We start from the raw sequence: 19,604 nt of genomic DNA, 5'->3' as shown, positions 1-19,604 counted from the left end.
CGGCGCTGTCGGCAGACACCCGGCACATCGCCATAAAACGCCGTCACCGGCGTTCGCCGAGAGAAGGAAGAAGGTGGGCGGAAGTGGCCGCCACCCAGAGGATTGCGGTCGGTGCCGTAGCCGCCGCGGCCTGTGCCGCGTCGGTCGCCGGCTGCGCGACCGGTACCAACTCCGAACTAGGGACGTCCGGCCCGCGGAAGGGAGCGCCGGCGCCCCAGAGCGTGGTCCGTCTGATCGGTGACGGGTCCACCGCGTACACCGGGGCGCAGCCGCATCTGCCCCGGCCCGAGCGACTGAAGGCCGGTGAGAAGCCCCCGCAGTTCGTGGTGTTCTCCTGGGACGGCGCGGGCGAGGACAGCCAGAAGCTGTTCTCGCATTTCCGCAAGGTCGCCAAGGAGAACCACGCGACCATGACGTACTTCCTCAGCGGCGTCTACATGCTGCCCGAGGAGAAGCGTGACCTCTACCGGCCCCCGCAGCACTCGCCCGGTAGCTCCGAGATCGGCTTCAACGACGAGCAGGGCATCGCCGACACCGTCAAGCAGCTACGGCTGGCCTGGCTGGAGGGCAACGAGATCGGCACCCATTTCAACGGGCACTTCTGCGGCCCCGACGGCGGGGTCGGCGAGTGGTCGGTTGCCGAGTGGAAGAGCGAGATCGCCCAGGCCGAGCGGTTCGTGAAGACCTGGAAGACCAACACCGGCATGAAGGACGCCGCACCGCTGCCCTTCGACTACGACAAGGAGCTCATCGGCGCCCGCACCCCCTGCCTGGAAGGGCAGAAGAACTTCGTGAAGGCGGCGAGCCAGCTGGGCTTCCGCTACGACACCAGTGGCGTCAACGACCAGGTCTGGCCCAAGAAGAGGGAAGGGCTGTGGGATCTGTCGATGCAGCTCGTGCCCTTCCCCGGCCACTCCTACGAGCAGTTGACCATGGACTACAACTTCATGGTCAACCAGTCCGGCACATCGACCCAGGGTGACCCCGACAAGTACGAGTACTGGGGCGACCAGATGCGCGACGGGCTGCTCCAGGGTTTCAACCGTGCCTACAACGGCAACCGCGCACCGCTCGTCATCGGCAACCACTTCGAGTCCTGGAACGGCGGCACCTACATGCGCGCCGTCGACGACGTCGTCGCGAACGTCTGCAACAAGCCCGACGTGCGCTGTGTCTCCTTCCGTCAGCTGGCCGACTGGCTGGACGCCCAGGACCCGCAGGTCCTGGCGAGGCTGCGGACCCTGAACGTGGGTGAGGCCCCGCGGCAGGGCTGGGAGTCCTTCCTGTCCGGGCGACCCGCCCCGGCACCCAAGGGGGTGCCCGGGGCGCCGGCGGTCAGGCAGTAGGCGCGGGGCCGGGCGCCGGCCGCCCGTCATACGGGGGCGGCGACTCCCTCGCCGAGCACGAACCCGGGGTCGATCTGCGCGGCCAGGTCGGCCCCGGTGCGCTCGTTGCCCCACGACAGGGCGTTCTTCAGGTGGAAGTGGACCATCTGCCGGGTGTACCGCTCCCAGTCCCGCAGCTCGTATGTCGCGTCGGTGGCTACCTTGAGGGCTTGCAGGGCACGGGAGTTGGGGTTCTCCAGAAGGTCGAACCGGGGCGGGCGGCCCTTCTCCATGGCGCGTACCCAGTCCGAGTGCCCGACCGTGACCAGCAGGTCGTCCCCGACCTCCGAGTGCAGGAAGTCGATGTCCTCCTGTCCCTGCACCTTGTTGCCGACGACCTTGAGGGCGATGCCGAAGTCCCGGGCGTACTCCTTGTACTGGCGGTAGACGGAGACCCCCTTCCGGGTCGGCTCGGCGACGAGGAACGTGATGTCGAAGCGGGTGAACATGCCGGAGGCGAACGAGTCCGAGCCCGCCGTCATGTCGACCACGACGTACTCGTCGGGGCCGTCGACGAGGTGGTTCAGGAACAGCTCCACCGCTCCCGTCTTGGAGTGGTAGCAGGAGACTCCCAGGTCGGCTTCCGTGAAGGGCCCGGTGACCATCAAACGGACGGCGCCGCCGTCGAGTTCCACCGGCCGCGCACAGGCGTCGTACACCGGGTTGGGCTCCCGGACCCGGACCAGCCGCGAACCCTCGCCGGGCGGGGTGGTCTTGATCATCGTCGCGGCGGAGGCGATGCGCGGGTTGTGGCCGCGCAGGTAGTCCTTGATCAGTGAGAGTTGCTCGCCCATCGCGGGCAGCGCCTCCGCCTCCGTCTCGTCGAGGCCGAGCGCGGGGCCCAGGTGCTGGTTGATGTCGGCGTCGACGGCGACGACCGGTGCGCCGGCGGCCGCGAGATGGCGGATGAACAGGGAGGAGAGCGTGGTCTTGCCGCTGCCGCCCTTTCCGACGAAAGCAATTTTCATATTCACGAAGAGTAGTCGAGCAGTAGCTGTACGTGTCATGTGGAGTGAAGAAGACCACTCCTTCGTGGAGTCCCGGAGCGGGATGCGTAGTGTCGTACTCATGAGTACGACAGGTGCGACCGCCGACCCGCTCGCCGCCCTGGGCGCGCTGCCCGGTGTGGCCGAGTCCGTGGAGTCCGTGCGCAAGGCCGTGGACCGGGTCTACGGGCACCGGATCATGCGGCGCCGCAGCAACGCCGTCACCTCGGAGGCCGCGCTGCGTGCCGCCCGGGGCAGCGCCGCGCTGTCCGGGGCCGACTGGGCGCTGGAGGAGGTGCGGCGGCGCTCCGACTTCGGTGTGGACGGCGACGCGCGCGTGGTGGGCGCGGCGCTGCGGCTGACCGCGGAGGCGGGCCAACTGCTTTCCGTCTGGCGGCAGTCGCCGTTGCGGGTGCTGGCGCGGCTGCACCTGGTGGCGGCCGCGACGGGGGACGACGAGGTCGGCCGGCCGCGCCGGGCCGGCGAGGGCGTCGACGAGCCACTGGTGGAACTGCCGCTGCCCGATGCCGACGAGGTGTCGGGGCGTCTGGACGGGCTTGCCGAGCTGATCGTCACGGGGAGCGAGGCGCCCGCGCTGGTGACGGCCGCCGTGGTGCACGGCGAACTGCTCGCGCTGCGGCCCTTCACCTCGTGCAACGGGCTGGTCGCGCGCGCGGCCGAGCGGATCGCGCTGATCGGCAGCGGCCTCGACCCGAAGGCGGTCTGCCCCGCCGAGGTCGGCCACGCCGAACTGGGCCGCGGCGCCTACCTGGCGGCCCTGGACGGCTACGTCTCCGGCACCCCGGAAGGGATGGCGGCCTGGATCGCGCACTGCGGGCGCGCGGTGGAACTGGGTGTGCGCGAGTCGACGGCGGTGTGCGAGGCGCTGCAGCGCGGGGCCGCGTAGGCCCCGTCCGGAGAGACGCCGGGCTCGGAGGCCTCGGAAAAGGGATGCGGCGGTACGAGTTCTCGTACCGCCGCTGGCATGTCCACCGGGTTACCAAGCGTCCTCGATATGTCGCCCATCAGGTCGGGTGCTTTGCCCGTCACCTGGTGCGGCTGGCCCGTAATCGACGGGTCGACGTCGCGTGGGTGCCCGGTGTTCATGCTCGGTCCGTGGGGCCGAATGCGTTTTAAAGGTGATCCTTTCGGATGTCCTTTGGTCTCGCGGGCCGTTAACCCTTTTGTACTGCAAGCCGGGAGTAAGCGGAAGTCCTGCCTGCAGTTCTTTACTTTTGGGGCCAAAGGTCCCCCAAAGGGGCGGAAGCGGCTCGGCCGGTGAACGGGATCGCCCGTGGCCGGTTCAGGCGACCGTGCTCCGGCGTCGGCTGGCGTACCAGACCAGGCCCGCGGTGGCCGCCGCCGCTCCTATGGCCGCCGCGGCGACCAGAGCGGGGCGCGGGGGTGCGGAGAACCGCTGCTTGAGCCGTACCGGCCGGTGGAAGTCCAGGATCGGCCAGCCGCGGGCGAGGGCCTCGCGGCGCAGCGCGCGGTCCGGGTTCACGGCATGGGGGTGGCCGACGGCCTGGAGCATCGGCACGTCGGTCGCCGAGTCGCTGTACGCGTAGCAGCGGTCGAGGTCGTACCCCTCGGAGGCGGCCAGTTCGCGGACTGCGTCGGCCTTGGTCGGGCCGTACGCGTAGTACTCCACCTCGCCGGTGTAGCAGCCGTCGTCCCCGACGACCATGCGGGTGGCCACCACCCGGTCGGCGCCCAGGAGTTCGCCGATCGGCTCGACCACCTCGGCGCCCGAGGTGGAGACGATCACGACGTCCCGGCCGGCCCGGTGGTGCTCCTCGATGAGGGAGGCGGCCTCGTCGTAGATGATCGGGTCGATCAGGTCGTGCAGGGTCTCGGCGACGATCTCCTTGACCTGCTGGACGTTCCAGCCGCGGACGAGGCCGGACAGGTAGGCCCGCGTGCGCTCCATCTGGTCATGGTCCATACCGCCGACCAGGAACACGAACTGGGAGTACGCGGTGCGCAGCGCCGCCCTGCGGTTGATCAGGCCGCCTTGGTAGAACGACTTGCTGAACGTGAGTGTGCTCGACTTCGCAATGACCGTCTTGTCCAGGTCGAAGAAGGCCGCTGTGCGGGGCAACGAGTGGTTTTCCACGACCCCGAGCATAGGCGCCCACCATTCGGCGTAAGGTGGGGCGTGTGGGTTTGCCTGAGAAGGCTCTCGGGTACACCATGGAAGTCACGGATCGTTCGCGACCGTGCTAACCCGGTCCGGCTCCTCCCCCCCCGAGTCGGCCGTGGAGACGACCCCCACTCTCCCCCCCGGTGGGGGTCGTCGCATGTCCGGATGGGTTTTCCTCCTCTCTCGCGGGCCCTGAGGCCTTGGTTGGGCGGCTCCGGTCGCCCTTCTCGCATGCCCATGATTCATCACGCTGGGTAGTCGAAGCGCTGCGCTGTGGAAGTCGCGCAGACCCCGGGACGAACCTCACCGGTATGGGCGACGGCGATATTCACAGCCATCGAGTTGTCCACAGTTTCGGACCAAGATCCACACGATTTCCGGGTTCGCTGCACCGTGATTCCAGCGCCCTCCGGCGGCGGCGAGTTCATGGCCGGTTCCGTTTGTCGGGCGCCAATGGCCGGTTTCTGCCGGCCGTGCATAGGGAGGCCGATCGCCGGTTCTCCGCACGTTTGGGAATCGCGTGGCCGCAGGCGCCATGCGGGAGAACGCAGCCAAGGGGGAAGCTCACGTGGCCAAAACCGTCACCCACGACCCGCCGTCCGCCGCCTCGGGACGGCCCGGACGCCCGTTGATCGTCACCGAGGACGCCGAACTCCTCGACGACCTGCTGCGTCTGTGCGCGGCGGCCGGTGCCAAACCGGAGGTTCACCACCGCCCGCCGGAACGTGGCGGCGGCTGGGAGTCCGCCCCGCTCGTCCTGGTCGGCGACGACGCCGCCCGGCGGGTGCGCGGGGCCACGCGCCGACGCGGGGTCGTCCTGGTCGGCCTCGACCAGGACGACCCCGATGTGTGGAAACGGGCCGTGGAGATCGGCGCGGACCACGTCCTGATGCTGCCCGACGGCGAGCAGTGGCTCGTGGACCGGATCGCCGACGTCGTCGAGGGTGTGGGCCGCCCGGCCCTCACCGTCGGTGTCATCGGCGGCCGGGGCGGGGCCGGTGCCTCCACGCTGGCCTGCGCGCTCGCCGTCACCTCCGCGCGGGAGGGACTGCGCACCCTGTTGGTGGACGCGGATCCGCTGGGCGGCGGAATTGACGTACTCCTCGGCGGCGAGACGGCCGAGGGCCTGCGCTGGCCCGCCTTCGCCGCCTCACGCGGCCGGCTCGGCAGCGGTGCCCTGGAGGAGTCGCTGCCCGAACTGCACTCGCTGCGGATCCTCAGCTGGGACCGCGGCGACTGCGTGGCGATCCCGCCGCCCGCTGTCCGCGCGGTGCTCGCGGCAGCCCGGCGGCGCGGCGGCACGGTCGTCGTCGACCTGCCGCGCCGCCTGGACGACGAGGTCGCCGAGGTCCTCACCCAGCTCGACCTCGCCGTCCTGGTGGTCCCCGCCGAACTCCGCGCGATCGCGGCGGCCGCACGGGTGGCGGCCACCGTCGGCATGGTCGTGCGGGATCTCAGGGTGGCGGTACGGGGACCGTACGCGCCGGGGCTGGACGACCGCGAGGTGGCCCGGCTGCTCGGCCTGCCGCTGGCCGGCGAGGTACCCGACGAACCCGGCCTGTCCCGGCCGAACCAGAATCCGCCGGGTTCCGTGGCGCGCGGCCCCCTGGGCCGCTTCTGCAAGGGCTTCTGGGAGCGCACGCTGGTCGAGGCCGGTGGTGCCGCATGAGGTCCGACGCCACGGCCGGTGACGGCCCGGCCCTGCTCGACGGGGTACGGCGCTGGCTCGCCGAGCGCAGCGCCGAACCGACACCCGCGCGGGTGGCACAGGCGCTGCGCGCCCAGGGGCGGGTCCTCGGTGACGCCGAAGTCCTCGGTGCGGCCGAGCGGTTGCGCTCCGAACTGGTCGGCAGTGGCCCCCTGGAACCCCTGCTCGCCGACCCCGCGGTCACCGACGTCCTGGTGACCGCCCCGGACCGGGTCTGGGTGGACCGCGGCGGCGGCCTGGAACTCACCCCGGTCACCTTCCCGGACGCGGCGGCGGTGCGTCGCCTCGCGCAGCGGCTGGCCGCGGTGGCCGGCCGGCGCCTGGACGACGCGCGTCCCTGGGCGGACGCCCGGCTGCCAGACGGCACCCGCCTGCACGCGGTCCTGCCCCCGGTGGCCGTGGGCTGCACCTGCCTGTCGCTGCGGGTGGTCCGGCCCCGGGCGTTCACACTCGACGAACTGGCCGCGGCCGGGACCGTGCCGCCGGGCGGCGACCGGATCCTGCGGGCGCTCATCGCGGCCCGGCTCTCCTTCCTCGTCAGCGGCGGCACGGGCACCGGGAAGACGACCCTGCTGAGCGCCTTGCTCGGCCTGGTCGGACCGGGAGAGCGGATCGTGCTCGCCGAGGACTCGGCGGAGCTCAGGCCCGAACACCCGCATGTCGTACGGCTGGAGACCAGACCCGCCAACCAGGAGGGGGCCGGCCTGGTAACCCTGGAGGACCTGGTCCGGCAGGCCCTGCGGATGCGGCCCGACCGGCTCGTCGTCGGCGAGGTACGCGGGCCCGAGGTGGTCCACCTGCTCGCCGCGCTCAACACCGGCCACGAGGGCGGCTGCGGCACCGTGCACGCCAACGCGGCCGCGGACGTACCGGCCCGCCTGGAGGCCCTCGGCACGGCGGCCGGGCTCGACCGGTCCGCCCTGCACAGCCAGCTGGCGGCCGCGCTGTCGGTGGTGCTGCACCTGGTACGGGACCACGCGGGCCGGCGCCGGATCGCCGAGGTGCACGTCCTGGAGCGGGACCCCTCCGGGCTGGTCCGGACGGTACCGGCGCTGCGCTGGGACGCGGAGGCGTTCGCGCGGGAGCGGGGGTGGGAGCGGCTGCGGGAGTTGCTCGGCGGTGATGTGGGCGCGCTGTGAGCTCGAAGCGGCGGCGTGAGGGCCTGTGAGTTCGAAGCGGCGGCGTGAGGGCCTGTGAGTTCGAAGCGGCCGGCCGATGCCGGCCGGAAGTGACGCCAGTGATCCATGACTTGAAAGGGATGTGTCTGATGGGTGAGACGACGGCCGGTGCGGCCCTGGTGTGCGGTGGGGTCATGGCCTGGCTCCTGGCCGAGCGGCAGCGCGAGGTCCGGCGGACGCGGCTGCTGCTCGCCGGGGGTGGGGTGGTGGCCACCGGGCCGCCCTCCTGGGAGCGGGCGCTCGAGGAACTGCGGCGGCTGCACGGCCGTTGGGGAAGTGAGTGGTGGGTCCTGGCCGCCGGTGCCACGCTTGCGCTCCTCACCGTCTCGGTCCTTCCTGTCCTCGCGGGAGCCGCCGGGGTGCCGGCGCTGCGCCGGGTACGGCTGGCCCGGCAGGCTCGGCGGACCCGGCAGACGCGCGCCGACGCGGTGATCGCGCTGTGCGGGGCGCTCGCCGGCGAGGTACGCGCGGGACGGCAGCCGGGTGAGGCCCTGCTGCGGGCCGCGCGGGACTCCGGTGGGCTCGGCGAGGCCCGCCCAACGGTGGTCGCGGCGGCGCGCTTCGGCGGGGACGTGCCGGGCGCTCTGGCGGTGGCGGCGCGGCAGCCCGGAGCCGACGGCCTGCTGGGGCTCGCGGCCTGCTGGCGGGTGGCCGTCGACCAGGGCGCCGGTCTCGCGGCCGGCCTCGACCGCCTGGACGCCGCCCTGCGCGCGGAACGGGACCAACATGCCGATCTGCGCGCCCAGTTGTCGGGTGCCCGGGCCACCGCGGTGCTGCTCGCCGCCCTGCCCGCCCTCGGCCTGCTGCTCGGCTCGGCCATGGGCGCCGACCCGCTGCGGGTGCTGCTGCACACCGGCGCCGGCCTGGGCTGCCTGGCCGCCGGCGCGGTGTTCGAAGGCGCCGGGATGTGGTGGGCGACCCGGATCGTGCGGGGAGCTGAGGCGGCGTGAGCGCGGAGGTTGTCCACAGGCTGGGGGTGACGGTCGCGGTGCTGGCGGTCCTGGGCTGGTCGGCGTGGCGGCTGGAGCGGGCCAGGCGCAGGCGCTGGGCCCGGCGGAAGGTCACCGGACTGCTTGGTCCGCGCAGGCCGGAGGGGGCGGAGAGCCGCTCCGACGTCAGCGGTGCCGTCCGCAGGTGGCTGCCGGTCGTCGGCGCGGCGTGCAGCGGCTGGGCGCTGGTCGGTGGGGTCCCCGGAGCGCTGCTGGGACTGGGCGTCGCGGTGGGGCTGTGGCGGTGGCGGAGCCGGACCGGTGACGCAGACCGGACGGCCGAGGCGGAGGCGGCCGAGGCCGCTCGCCAACTCCCGCTCGCCGCCGACCTCCTGGCGGCCTGTATCGCCGCCGGGGCCGGTCCGGTGGTCGCCGCCCAGGCCGTCGGGGAGGCCCTCGGCGGACCCGTCGGGGAAGGGCTGGCGCGGGGCGCGGCGGAGGTGCGGCTGGGCGGTGAGCCGGCGGCTGCCTGGCGGCGGCTGGCCGCTCTGCCGGGCGCCGCCGCCCTGGCCAGGCTGCTGGAGCGCGCGGGCGAGTCCGGGCTGCCGGCGGCCGTGCCCGTCGCCCGGCTCGCCTCGGACGCCCGCGCCGAGTGGGCACGAAACGCGACCGGGCGGGCGCGACGGGCGGCCGTGCTGATCTCGGCGCCGGTGGGGCTGTGCTTTCTGCCCGCGTTCATCGCGGTGGGCGTGCTCCCCGTGGTGATCGGACTCGCGGGCGGGGCGCTGCGAGGGGGTGGTGGATGACGGGCGCGACAAAGGAGCCGCCGACAGGAACTGACTTCGAGTTCAGACAAGTTTGCGCATATTCGACGAAGTTCATGCGAGTTCAAGGGAGTCGGGATGTACCAGAAAATGAGGATGCTGTTGCGCCGGGACGCGGGGATGGTCACGTCCGAGTACGCGATGGGGATCATCGCCGCCGTCGGGTTCGCGGCGGTCCTCTACGCGGTCGTGACGAGCGGGCAGGTCAGCGCGGAGCTCCAGGACATCGTGAAACGAGCCCTCAGTGCGCGGATGTGAGGGTGGGCGCGAGGCCGACCGCGGGTTCGTGACCGCGGAGGCGGCCGTGGTGCTGCCGGTGCTGGTGGCGTTCACGATGGCGCTGGTGTGGGGGCTGCTCGTGGTGGCCGCCCAGATCCGGTGCGTGGACGCCGCCCGCACCGGGGCGCGGGCCGCGGCGCGACAGGACGCCGAGGACGCGGTGATCGCGGTGACGAAGGAGGCGGCGCCGGCCGGAGCGACGGTGACGGTCGGCCGGGAGGGGGACGAGGTACGGGTGACGGTGGTGGCGAGGCCGCCGGTGCTGGGCGCGCTGCCGTTCGAGGTGCGGGAGTCGGCGGTCGCCTTGGCGGAGGGGCCGTGAGGGGGCGGCGGGGGCTGGTTGTGCGGCTGCGGGCCGGCTGGGGCCGGCCGCGCCCACGCTGCGGAGCCGCACATGGCGCAGCGCCGCGCGCGTTCGGGGCGCTGTCCAGCCGGTGGTGTTCGGATCGAGGGTCGGCCACCGTCTGGACCGTCGGGGCGATCGGCGTCCTCTGCGTGGTGTTCGGTGTTGTGCTCGGGCTGGGTCAGGCCGTCGTGGTCCGGCACCGCGCGGCCGGAGGGGCCGACATGGCCGCGCTCGCGGTGGCGGATCACTGGGCCGAGGGATCGGCCGCGGCCTGCGCCAAGGCCGACCGGTTGGCCCGGGCGCAGGGTGCACGGCTTACGCGGTGCGTGCTCGTGGGGGACGTGTCGGATGTGTCGGCGGCGTCGGGAGCGGGGCCGTTCGCGGCCGAGGTCAGGGCCAGAGCGGGCCCGGCCACCCTCCCGGCAGGCGACGTGCAACGCGCCCCGAAGGGACGCGGGGGCTGAGACATCGCGGCTCCGCCGCGTGGGCGCGACCGGCACCCTCAGACCCGCGCTGACGCTGCGACCTAATCCGGCGCGCCCTTCAACAGCACGCTGAGCAACCGCACCGCCCCCCGCTTGTGCAACGGCTCGTTCCCGTTGCCGCACTTGGGGGACTGGATGCAGGACGGGCACCCGGCGTCGCACTCGCACGCGGCGATCGCCTCCCGGGTGGCCGTCAGCCAGGTGCGGGCCGTGTGGAAGGCGCGTTCCGCGAAGCCGGCGCCGCCGGGGTGGCCGTCGTAGACGAAGACCGTCGGCAGGAGCGTGTCGGGATGCAGCGGGATCGACACCCCGCCGATGTCCCAGCGGTCGCAGGTCGCGAAGAGCGGGAGCAGGCCGATGGAGGCGTGTTCGGCGGCGTGCAGGGCGCCGCCGAGGATCTCCGGGTTGATCCGCGCCTCGTCGAGCTGGTCCTCGGTGACGGTCCACCACACCGCGCGGGTGCGCAGCGTACGGGGCGGGAGGTCGAGTTTCGTCTCGCCCAGGACCTCGCCGGTGATGAGCCGGCGGCGCAGGAAGGAGACCACCTGGTTGGTGACCTCGACGGAGCCGTAGCAGAGGCGGCCGTCGCCCCAGGGGACCTCGACGTCCGTGTCCAGGACGGAGATGGCCGTGGTGTCGCGGGCGACCGTGGAGTACGGCGGCTCGGCCTGTTCGACGAGGGCCACCGAGTCCTCCAGGTCGAGGGACCGTACGAGGTAGGTGCGGCCCTGGTGGAGGTGGACCGCGCCCTCGTGGACCGTGGAGTGGGCGGCGCTCGCGTCCACCGTGCCGAGCAGGCGCCCCGTGCCCGCCTCGACGACCTGCACCGGGCGGCCGCCTTCGCCCCGGATGTCCGTCAGGTCGGCGGCCCGCTCCCGGCGGGTCCAGTGCCAGGCCCTGGTCCGGCGGCGCAGCAGCTTCGCGGCCTCCAGTTGCGGCAGCAGCTCCTTGCAGGCGGGGCCGAAGAGGTCGAGGTCGTCGTCGGTGAGGGGAAGCTCGGCCGCGGCGGCGCACAGGTGCGGGGCGAGGACGTAGGGGTTGTCGGGGTCGAGGACGGTGGATTCCACCGGTTGGTCGAACAGCGCCTCGGGATGGTGGACGAGGAAGGTGTCCAGCGGATCGTCGCGGGCGACCAGGACGGCGAGGGCGCCCTGCCCGGCGCGGCCCGCCCGGCCCGCCTGCTGCCACACAGAGGCTCTCGTACCCGGGTACCCGGCGATCAGTACGGCGTCCAGCCCGGAGACGTCCACACCCAGCTCCAGGGCCGTCGTGGCGGCAAGTCCGAGGAGTTCCCCGGAATGCAGCGCACGTTCCAGGGCGCGCCGCTCCTCGGGGAGGTAGCCCCCGCGATAGGCCGCGACACGCCGGGCCAGGGAACGGTCCACCTCGGCCAGCCGTTCCTGGGCGATGACGGAGATCAGTTCCGCGCCGCGTCTGGAGCGCACGAAGGCGACCGAGCGCACGCCCTGCACGGCGAGGTCGGTCAGCAGGTCGGCGGTCTCGGCGGTGGCAGTACGGCGGACGGGGGCGCCCTTCTCGCCGTGCAGCTCGGTCAGCGGCGGCTCCCACAGGGCGAAGACCAGTTCGCCGCGCGGGGAGGCGTCGTCGGCGATCTCCACGACCGGCAGGCCGGTGAGGCGGCCGGCGGCCACGGCCGGCTCGGCGGCGGTGGCCGAGGCCAGCAGGAAGACCGGGGAGGCACCGTAGCGGGCGCACAGGCGGCGCAGCCGGCGCAGCACCTGGGCGACGTGTGAGCCGAAGACGCCCCGGTAGGTGTGGCACTCGTCGATGACGACGTACTTCAGCGACTTCAGGAAGGAGGACCAGCGGGCGTGCCCGGGCAGGATGCCGCGGTGCAGCATGTCCGGGTTGGTGAGCACGTAGTTGGCGTACTGGCGGATCCACTCGCGTTCCTCGTACGGGGTGTCGCCGTCGTACACGGCCGGGCGCACGGCCGTGCGCAGCGGTTGTGAAAGTTCCTTCACGGAACGGCACTGGTCCGCCGCCAGCGCCTTGGTGGGCGCCAGGTAGAGGGCGGTGGCGCCGCGGCCGTTGGCGGCCTCGGATCCGTCCAGGAGGGTGGACAGGACCGGTACGAGATAGGCCAGGGACTTGCCGGAGGCGGTGCCGGTGGCGACCACCACCGAGTCGCCGTCCAGAGCGTGCTCGGCGGCCAGGGCCTGGTGTTCCCAGGGATGCTCGATGCCGCATGCCCGTACGGCCGCGACGACCTCCGAACGAATCCGGTCAGGCCAGACGGCATGCCGGCCCGCACGCGGGGGCAAGTGCTCCGTATGAGTGATGCGCGAAGCCCGGCTCGGCCCGGAGGCGAGCCGGTCCAGGACCGTGCCCGGAGAGAACCCGGCCGCGGCCGGAACCGGCGGTCGATCGGATCGGTGATTTATGGCCATCGGGACCGAGTGTGTCACTGGCATGACGGACAATGGGGCCAAGGCGTCGTGCACGCCTGCCGGTAAGTGATTGAATGCCATCGCGGCTGGCGAACCGTCCCGGGGGCCGCAAGACGAGTCCCGAGGGGCGACCGCTCGATAGCAAGGTGCTGGAGGATCCGTGGACCTGTCCCTGTCGACCCGTACAGTCGGCGATCGTACGGTCGTCGAGGTCGGTGGCGAAATCGACGTATATACCGCGCCCAAGCTGCGCGAGCAGCTGGTCGAGCTGGTGAACGACGGGAATTTCCACCTCGTCGTCGACATGGAGGGCGTGGACTTCCTCGACTCCACCGGGCTCGGCGTACTGGTCGGCGGCCTGAAGCGGGTGCGTGCCCATGAGGGTTCGCTGCGCCTGGTCTGCAACCAGGAGCGCATTCTGAAGATCTTCCGTATCACCGGCCTCACCAAGGTGTTCCCGATCCACACCTCGGTCGAGGAAGCGGTGGCGGCCACCGACTGACCCCGGGCCGGCCGACGTACTCCGGACCGTGATCGGTCCGTGCCGTCCGGCCGGCCCTCGGCACGGGCTCGTACGCGCCGTACGGGCGTCCGTGCCGCCCCGCCCGTTCGGGCCCGCGGGCCCGTGCCGGCAGCCGTTCATGGGCCGCACTGCCCATGGCGGACGCAATTCATCGGGGGCCCGGGTTCTTCGGCGGCCCGGCCCCCACCGCACGCCCGTAGTTCCGAGGGGGACGTATGGCCACCGTTGAACTCCGCTTCAGCGCGCTGCCCGAACACGTCCGCACCGCCCGACTGGTGGCGGCGGCGGTGGCTCGCAGGGCAGGAGTGGACGAGGCCGTCCTGGACGAGGTCCGGCTGGCCGTCGGCGAGGCCTGTTCCCGTGCCGTGGGTCTGCACCAGACCGCCGGCATCGCCGAGCCGGTGCGGGTGGCGCTGATCGAAGAGGAGAAACAGTTCTCCATCGAGGTCGGCGACGAGGCACCCCGTTCCGTTCCCGGTGACCGGGCGTCCCAAGGCGGGGCGGACACCGACGTCGAGGCGGAGGAGGACGAGATGGGCCTCGCGGTCATCAGCGGCCTCGTCGACGACGTGGAGGTCACCGCCGGGGAGCACGGCGGACTGATCCGCATGACCTGGCCGACGACCCCGCCCGGGGTCGCGCTCACCTAGCGTCGTCCCGACTCTGTGCCGAAGGGCCCTACCGAGTAGGGCCCTTCGGCATGTGCGCGTCGCCCAGGCCAGTCCTAAAGTGATCTCGTGCAATGGATTTAGTGAATTCCTTCACGATCAAACAGGTGATAATTTGATCAAGTAAACGCCGCCGTCAATGCTTTTAGGGCATTACCGCTTTCGGGTTCGCCGGCGTGACCTCGATCATTTGCTGAAGAGGCACGAGAAGGCCAATTCCGTTTACCGTCCCCTGTTTAGATCACTCGCGGGTACCTAGAATCCGTCCACATCTTGAGCTCAGCCCAAGCGTCAAGGAGGACGAATGGCGGGGCTTTCTACCCCTCATCAGTTTGGCCATCCCACAACCATCGCGGCCGCAGTCCTGACCCACGACAACCGGGTCCTGGTGGCGGTCATCGCCGCCGTGGCGCTGGCCGCACTCGTGGTCGCGTGGATCCTGGTGCGCCAGGTGCTCGCGGCAGGCGAGGGCACCGACAGCATGAAGAAGATCGCGGCGGCGGTACAGGAAGGCGCGAACGCCTATCTGGCCCGGCAGTTGCGCACCCTCGGCGTATTCGCCGTCGTGGTGTTCTTCCTGCTCATGCTGCTGCCCGCGGACGACTGGAATCAGCGCGCCGGACGGTCGATCTTCTTCCTGATCGGCGCGGCGTTCTCGGCGGCCACCGGCTATATCGGCATGTGGCTCGCCGTACGCAGCAATGTGCGCGTCGCCGCGGCGGCCCGCGAGGCCACCCCGGCGGAAGGCGAACCGGAAAAGGATCTCACCGCCGTCTCGCACAAAGCCATGAAGATCGCTTTCCGCACGGGCGGCGTCGTCGGCATGTTCACGGTGGGGCTCGGCCTGCTCGGCGCCTCCTGCGTGGTGCTGGTCTACGCGGCCGACGCGCCGAAGGTGCTCGAAGGCTTCGGCCTCGGTGCCGCCCTGATCGCCATGTTCATGCGTGTCGGCGGCGGCATCTTCACCAAGGCCGCCGACGTCGGCGCCGACCTGGTCGGCAAGGTCGAGCAGGGCATTCCGGAGGACGACCCGCGCAATGCCGCGACCATCGCCGACAACGTGGGCGACAACGTCGGCGACTGCGCGGGCATGGCGGCCGACCTCTTCGAGTCGTACGCCGTGACCCTGGTCGCCGCGCTGATCCTCGGCAAGGCGGCCTTCGGCGACTCCGGACTGGCCTTCCCGCTCCTGGTGCCGGCCATCGGCGTGCTCACCGCGATGATCGGCATCTTCGCGGTCGCCCCGCGCCGCAGTGACCGCAGCGGCATGAGCGCCATCAACCGCGGGTTCTTCATCTCCGCGGTGATCTCGCTGGTGCTGGTGGCGATCGCGGTCTTCGTCTACCTGCCGGGGAAGTACTCCGACCTCCACGGCATCACCGACGCGGCCATCCTGGCCAAGGACGGCGATCCGCGGATCCTCGCGCTCGTCGCGGTCGCCATCGGCATCCTGCTCGCGGCCGTCATCCAGCAGCTGACCGGCTACTTCACCGAGACCAGCCGGCGTCCGGTCATGGACATCGGCAAGACCTCGCTCACCGGCCCGGCCACCGTCGTCCTCGCCGGTATCTCGGTCGGCCTCGAATCGGCCGTCTACACCGCCCTGCTGATCGGCCTCGGCGTCTACGGGGCGTTCCTGCTGGGCGGTACGTCGATCATGCTCGCGCTGTTCGCGGTGGCGCTGGCCGGCACCGGTCTGCTCACCACGGTCGGCGTCATCGTCGCCATGGACACCTTCGGGCCGGTCTCCGACAACGCCCAGGGCATCGCCGAGATGTCCGGCGACGTCGAGGGCGCGGGCGCGCAGGTGCTCACCAACCTGGACGCCGTCGGCAACACCACCAAGGCCATCACCAAGGGCATCGCCATCGCCACCGCCGTCCTCGCGGCGTCGGCGCTCTTCGGGTCGTACCGGGACGCGATCACCACGAACGTCCAGGACGTGGGCGCGAAACTGACCGGCGCGGGCGCGCCGTTGACCCTGTCCATGGACATCTCGCAGCCCAACAACCTCGTCGGCCTCATCGCCGGCGCGGCGGTCGTCTTCCTCTTCTCCGGGCTCGCCATCAGCGCCGTGTCGCGCTCGGCGGGGTCGGTGGTCTTCGAGGTGCGGCGGCAGTTCCGCGAGCACCCCGGGATCATGGACTACACGGAGACACCCGAGTACGGCAAGGTCGTCGACATCTGCACCAAGGACGCCCTGCGGGAGCTGGCCACGCCGGGACTGCTCGCCGTGATGGCGCCCATCTTCATCGGGTTCACGCTCGGTGTCGGCGCCCTCGGCTCCTACCTCGCGGGCGCGATCGGCGCGGGCACCCTGATGGCCGTCTTCCTGGCCAACTCCGGTGGTGCCTGGGACAACGCCAAGAAACTCGTCGAGGACGGCCACTACGGCGGCAAGGGCAGCGACGCCCACGCCGCCACGGTCATCGGCGACACCGTCGGCGACCCGTTCAAGGACACCGCGGGCCCCGCGATCAACCCGCTGCTCAAGGTCATGAACCTGGTCTCCCTGCTCATCGCGCCCGCGGTGATCAAGTTCTCCTACGGGAATGACAAGAGCATCGGCATCCGGATCCTGATCGCGGTCCTCGCGCTGATCGTGATCGTCGGCGCGGTGTACGTCTCCAAGCGGCGTGGAATCGCCGTCGGCGACGACGAGGACAGTGCCGAACACGTGGCGAAGTCGGCGGATCCCGCGGTGGTTCCGTAGGCGGTCTTACGGCACCACCGGGGCTCTCGCGAGGGAAACCGGTCAACGAGCGGGCGGATGGCGTGTGCTGACACGCCGTCCGCCCGTTTCGCGCGCCCAGGCAGCCCGCCTTCGTACGGCGCGGCGCTCGCCGCGTTCGGTGGGCCGGAGGGTGCCCGGGGCCGGGATGCGCCTTCGTCTCGTCGTGAGCCTTCTCTCCTTGGTGCAAATTTACCTAAAAGCATACTTAGTGGGTGCTCTCCATGGGGTGCCGTCCGTCCGCCGTGTAGATTCCGGGAGCCGAGAGCCATGGAAGGGACCGATCCGGTGAACAAGAAGCTCGCGGCCGCACTGTCCGTCGGTGCGGTACTGGTGGTGGCGCTGTCCGGGTGCAGCAGCAGCAAGGGCACCGACCCGAAGCTGATCGCCTGGGCCAAGACCGTGTGCGACGCGGTGCCGGCGCAGGACGCGAAGATCAAGGCGGCGAACGAGGCGATCTCGACGGCGGTCTCGGACACCACGAGCTCGCCCGCGACCATCCAGAAGACCGACTCCAAGGCCTTCCAGGACATGTCCGACGCCTACAAGGCGCTCGCCTCCGCCATCAGCGGCGCCGGCGCGCCCCCCGGGGTCGACGAGGGCGCCAAGCGCCAGCAGAACGTCGTCACGACCCTCAACAGCCTCTCCACGTCGTACGCCGACCTGAAGAAGAAGGTCGACGCGCTAGACACCAAGAACCAGGCCAAGTTCGCCTCCGGTCTGCAGGACATCGCCTCCCAGACGACGCAGCTGGAGACGCAGAGCAAGAGCGGCACCGCGGCGCTGAACGCCCTGGAGCAGGGCGAGGTCAAGGACGCGATCGCCGAACAGGCCAGCTGCAAGAAGGTCTCCGCGTCAACGTCGTCGTCGGCGTCCTCTCCGGCATCGTCTGCGACGGCGTCTGCGAAGTCCTCGACCGCGGGCTGAGGCGGGAGCGAGCGCCACGGGCTGCGGCTGCGGCTGCGGCTGGGGCCGAGCGTCGTGGGCCGGGGCAGGGCGGTGGTGTGCTGAGCCCCGCCGGATGAGGCCGCGTGCCGGGCGGTGTCGGAGGTCCGCGGTCGTGCGCCGGGCGCCCGGCGCCGGGCGGCGTTAGGCGGTACCCGGCCGAGCGCCGTGCGGTGTTCAGCCGTCCCGCGGTTGTGCGCCGGGCGCGGTGCGGTGTTCGGCGGTCCGCTGCCGTGTGCTGAGCCCGCGGGCGGGCGGCAGCGCGGGACACAATGGAGGGCGTGACTGACTCCGGCCTCACCACCCTGCCCGCCTCCGACCGCCCCGACGTCGCCGCCCGGCTGCGCACCGCCCTGCTGGGCGCCTCCTTCACCGCCGACGGGCTGCTCGACCTGCTCGGCGCCCCCGCGTACGCGGCGCTGGCCCGCAGCGAGACGGTGCCCGCGCTCCGCGCGACCCGTGGGGACACGCCCCTGGAGACGCTCGTCCGGCTGTTCCTGCTCCAGCAACCCGTGCCGCACGCGCGCGTGGCGGACTTCCTGCCCGTGGACGACCTCCTGGAGAGCGGCTGGCTGACCGGTGTGGGCGGCGACGAGGTCGCGGCCACCGTGGACGTACGGCCGTACGGCGGCCCGGACGGCGAGGACTGGTTCATCGTGTCCGACCTCGGGTGTGCCGTCGGCGGCGCCGGTGGCATCGGCCAGCGGCACGAGGAAGTCGTCCTCGGGGTCGGCGGGGCGTCCACGACCCTCGCCGGCATCACCGTCCGTACGCCCGTCGCCGCCGCCCTCGACCTCGGTACCGGCTCCGGGATCCAGGCCCTGCACGCCGCCCAGCACGCCACGCGCGTGACGGCGACCGACCTCAACCCGCGCGCGCTGCACATCACGGCGCTCACGCTGGCGCTCTCCGGCGCACCGGCGGCCGACCTGCGCGAGGGCTCGCTCTTCGAGCCGGTCAGGGACGGGGAGGCGTTCGACCTGATCGTCTCCAACCCGCCGTTCGTGATCTCGCCGGGCGCCCGGCTGACGTACCGGGACGGCGGGATGAGCGGGGACGATCTGTGCCGCTCGCTCGTTCAACAGGCCGGGGAGCGGCTTGCCGAGGGCGGGTTCGCGCAGTTCCTCGCCAACTGGCAGCACGTCGCGGGGGAGGACTGGCAGGACAGGGTGAGGTCGTGGGTGCCGCGCGGCTGCGACGCGTGGATCGTGCAGCGCGAGGTGCAGGACGTCAACCAGTACGCCGAGCTGTGGCTCAGGGACTCCGGCGACCACCGCGGGGACCCGGCCGAGTACCAGGCGCGGTACGACGCGTGGCTCGACGAGTTCGAGGCGCGCAAGGTGAAGGGGGTGGGATTCGGCTGGATCACGTTGCGGAAGACGGGTGCCGCGGTGCCCTCGGTCACCGTGGAGGAGTGGCCGCATCCGATCGAACAGCCGCTCGGCGAGACGATCCGTGCCCACTTCGACCGTCTCGACTACCTCCGTGAGCACGACGACGCGGATCTCCTCGAAGCCCGCTTCAGGCTGGCCGTCGAGGTGGTCCAGGAGCAGGTCGGGCTGCCCGGCGCCGAGGACCCGGAGCACGTGGTGCTGCGCCAGCACCGCGGGATGCGGCGCGCGACCAAGGTGGACACGGTGGGCGCCGGGTTCGCAGGGGTGTGCGACGGCACGCTGAGCGCGGGGCGGATTCTCGACGCCATCGCGCAACTGATGGGTGAGGACCCGGTGTCGCTGCGCGACCGCACGCCGGCGCAGATCCGGCTGCTGGTGGAGCAGGGTTTCCTGGAGCCGGCGGTCTGACGGACCGGAAGGCATGCCTGGCGGGCCCGTGCGGGAGCACCCGGGGGAGGGCCCGTGGGGCAGGCCTGCCGGAAGGCCGGCCGGACGTGTCCGGAAAAGCCCGCCGGACATGCCGGCGGGGGGACCTGTCCGCCCCGCCGGGAAAAGCCGGGAGGGAAAAGGACGGAAAATCTGGCCGGAACGTTCGCCCCGTGGCCCGTCACAGGCGCCTCGCCGCTCGGCACCGGTGCATGGCTGGTGCGTCACTAGGTCACCGATCGA

General features: G+C 71.9%; 17 protein-coding genes. 14 read left to right on the top strand and 3 right to left on the bottom strand.

Annotated elements, in window-relative coordinates:
• Window positions 1-83: 83 nt before the first annotated feature.
• The gene (locus LQ326_RS25660) at window positions 84-1,346 is read left to right on the top strand and encodes a polysaccharide deacetylase family protein (RefSeq protein WP_234540097.1); all 1,263 of its coding nucleotides are present in this window, start codon (window positions 84-86) and stop codon (window positions 1,344-1,346) included.
• 26 nt (window positions 1,347-1,372) lie between these two features.
• Here LQ326_RS25660 and LQ326_RS25655 read toward each other — a convergent pair whose 3' ends face one another.
• Window positions 1,373-2,359, bottom strand: coding sequence for an ATP-binding protein (locus tag LQ326_RS25655; protein ID WP_234540095.1), 987 nt, complete (start codon window positions 2,357-2,359; stop codon window positions 1,373-1,375).
• A 94-nt stretch (window positions 2,360-2,453) separates the two neighbouring features.
• Here LQ326_RS25655 and LQ326_RS25650 point away from each other — a divergent pair, with 94 nt between their 5' ends.
• Complete coding sequence (locus LQ326_RS25650; RefSeq protein WP_234540093.1) at window positions 2,454-3,278, top strand: Fic family protein; 825 nt, start codon at window positions 2,454-2,456, stop codon at window positions 3,276-3,278.
• 396 nt (window positions 3,279-3,674) lie between these two features.
• Here the strand turns inward: LQ326_RS25650 and LQ326_RS25645 are convergent, their stop codons facing one another.
• Window positions 3,675-4,499: an HAD family hydrolase gene (locus LQ326_RS25645; RefSeq protein ID WP_234540092.1), complete on the bottom strand. Its 825-nt coding sequence runs from the start codon at window positions 4,497-4,499 to the stop codon at window positions 3,675-3,677.
• Between the two features lie 583 nt (window positions 4,500-5,082).
• Between LQ326_RS25645 and ssd the strand changes: the two genes are divergently transcribed.
• From ssd to LQ326_RS25610, 7 genes are all read left to right on the top strand, one after another.
• A complete protein-coding gene (gene ssd, locus LQ326_RS25640) occupies window positions 5,083-6,183 on the top strand; it encodes a septum site-determining protein Ssd (protein WP_234540090.1) in 1,101 nt (366 codons plus the stop codon).
• Window positions 6,180-7,361, top strand: a complete 1,182-nt coding sequence (locus LQ326_RS25635; RefSeq protein WP_234540088.1) for a TadA family conjugal transfer-associated ATPase — start codon at window positions 6,180-6,182, stop codon at window positions 7,359-7,361. Before ssd ends, LQ326_RS25635 begins: the two co-directional genes overlap by 4 nt.
• A 128-nt stretch (window positions 7,362-7,489) precedes the next feature.
• Window positions 7,490-8,350, top strand: a complete 861-nt coding sequence (locus LQ326_RS25630) for a type II secretion system F family protein (protein WP_372496950.1) — start codon at window positions 7,490-7,492, stop codon at window positions 8,348-8,350.
• A complete protein-coding gene (locus tag LQ326_RS25625) occupies window positions 8,347-9,135 on the top strand; it encodes a type II secretion system F family protein (protein ID WP_234540084.1) in 789 nt (262 codons plus the stop codon). The genes LQ326_RS25630 and LQ326_RS25625 overlap by 4 nt, the downstream gene beginning before the upstream one ends.
• A gap of 96 nt (window positions 9,136-9,231) precedes the next feature.
• Entirely contained in the window at window positions 9,232-9,411 is a 180-nt protein-coding gene (locus LQ326_RS25620) for a DUF4244 domain-containing protein (RefSeq protein WP_234540082.1), read from the top strand.
• Between the two features lie 28 nt (window positions 9,412-9,439).
• Window positions 9,440-9,754: a TadE family type IV pilus minor pilin gene (locus LQ326_RS25615; protein WP_234540081.1), complete on the top strand. Its 315-nt coding sequence runs from the start codon at window positions 9,440-9,442 to the stop codon at window positions 9,752-9,754.
• A 101-nt stretch (window positions 9,755-9,855) separates the two neighbouring features.
• Window positions 9,856-10,242 carry an Rv3654c family TadE-like protein gene (locus LQ326_RS25610; RefSeq protein WP_234540218.1) on the top strand — a complete coding sequence of 129 codons (387 nt, stop codon included), beginning with the start codon at window positions 9,856-9,858 and terminating at the stop codon, window positions 10,240-10,242.
• A 62-nt stretch (window positions 10,243-10,304) separates the two neighbouring features.
• On the opposite strand, the gene LQ326_RS25605 is transcribed toward LQ326_RS25610, so the two are convergent.
• Entirely contained in the window at window positions 10,305-12,755 is a 2,451-nt protein-coding gene (locus tag LQ326_RS25605) for a DEAD/DEAH box helicase (protein ID WP_234540079.1), read from the bottom strand.
• 79 nt (window positions 12,756-12,834) lie between these two features.
• Between LQ326_RS25605 and bldG the strand changes: the two genes are divergently transcribed.
• From bldG to LQ326_RS25580, 5 genes are all read left to right on the top strand, one after another.
• Entirely contained in the window at window positions 12,835-13,176 is a 342-nt protein-coding gene (gene bldG / locus LQ326_RS25600) for an anti-sigma factor antagonist BldG (protein WP_010986038.1), read from the top strand.
• A gap of 236 nt (window positions 13,177-13,412) precedes the next feature.
• Window positions 13,413-13,847, top strand: coding sequence for an ATP-binding protein (locus LQ326_RS25595; RefSeq protein ID WP_234540077.1), 435 nt, complete (start codon window positions 13,413-13,415; stop codon window positions 13,845-13,847).
• Window positions 13,848-14,169: 322 nt separating this feature from the next.
• The gene (locus tag LQ326_RS25590) at window positions 14,170-16,578 is read left to right on the top strand and encodes a sodium-translocating pyrophosphatase (RefSeq protein WP_234540075.1); all 2,409 of its coding nucleotides are present in this window, start codon (window positions 14,170-14,172) and stop codon (window positions 16,576-16,578) included.
• Between the two features lie 288 nt (window positions 16,579-16,866).
• A complete protein-coding gene (locus LQ326_RS25585) occupies window positions 16,867-17,523 on the top strand; it encodes a small secreted protein (RefSeq protein ID WP_234540073.1) in 657 nt (218 codons plus the stop codon).
• Window positions 17,524-17,813: 290 nt separating this feature from the next.
• Window positions 17,814-19,343, top strand: a complete 1,530-nt coding sequence (locus tag LQ326_RS25580; RefSeq protein WP_268207532.1) for a class I SAM-dependent methyltransferase — start codon at window positions 17,814-17,816, stop codon at window positions 19,341-19,343.
• Window positions 19,344-19,604 lie beyond the last annotated feature (261 nt).

Source organism: Streptomyces shenzhenensis (assembly GCF_021462265.1).
Taxonomy (GTDB): Bacteria; Actinomycetota; Actinomycetes; order Streptomycetales; family Streptomycetaceae; genus Streptomyces; species Streptomyces shenzhenensis.
Note: the sequence above shows the minus strand (reverse complement) of the source record. Positions and strands in the feature narration are given on the sequence as shown.

Coding starts and splice junctions, on each gene's coding strand:
- LQ326_RS25650 (WP_234540093.1), top strand. CDS start 2,454: ATGAGTACGACAGGTGCGACCGCCGACCCGCTCGCCGCCCTGGGCGCG.
- LQ326_RS25645 (WP_234540092.1), bottom strand. CDS start 4,499: ATGCTCGGGGTCGTGGAAAACCACTCGTTGCCCCGCACAGCGGCCTTC.
- LQ326_RS25635 (WP_234540088.1), top strand. CDS start 6,180: ATGAGGTCCGACGCCACGGCCGGTGACGGCCCGGCCCTGCTCGACGGG.
- LQ326_RS25630 (WP_372496950.1), top strand. CDS start 7,490: ATGGGTGAGACGACGGCCGGTGCGGCCCTGGTGTGCGGTGGGGTCATG.
- LQ326_RS25620 (WP_234540082.1), top strand. CDS start 9,232: ATGTACCAGAAAATGAGGATGCTGTTGCGCCGGGACGCGGGGATGGTC.
- LQ326_RS25605 (WP_234540079.1), bottom strand. CDS start 12,755: ATGGCATTCAATCACTTACCGGCAGGCGTGCACGACGCCTTGGCCCCA.
- LQ326_RS25595 (WP_234540077.1), top strand. CDS start 13,413: ATGGCCACCGTTGAACTCCGCTTCAGCGCGCTGCCCGAACACGTCCGC.
- LQ326_RS25590 (WP_234540075.1), top strand. CDS start 14,170: ATGGCGGGGCTTTCTACCCCTCATCAGTTTGGCCATCCCACAACCATC.
- LQ326_RS25585 (WP_234540073.1), top strand. CDS start 16,867: ATGGAAGGGACCGATCCGGTGAACAAGAAGCTCGCGGCCGCACTGTCC.
- LQ326_RS25580 (WP_268207532.1), top strand. CDS start 17,814: ATGGAGGGCGTGACTGACTCCGGCCTCACCACCCTGCCCGCCTCCGAC.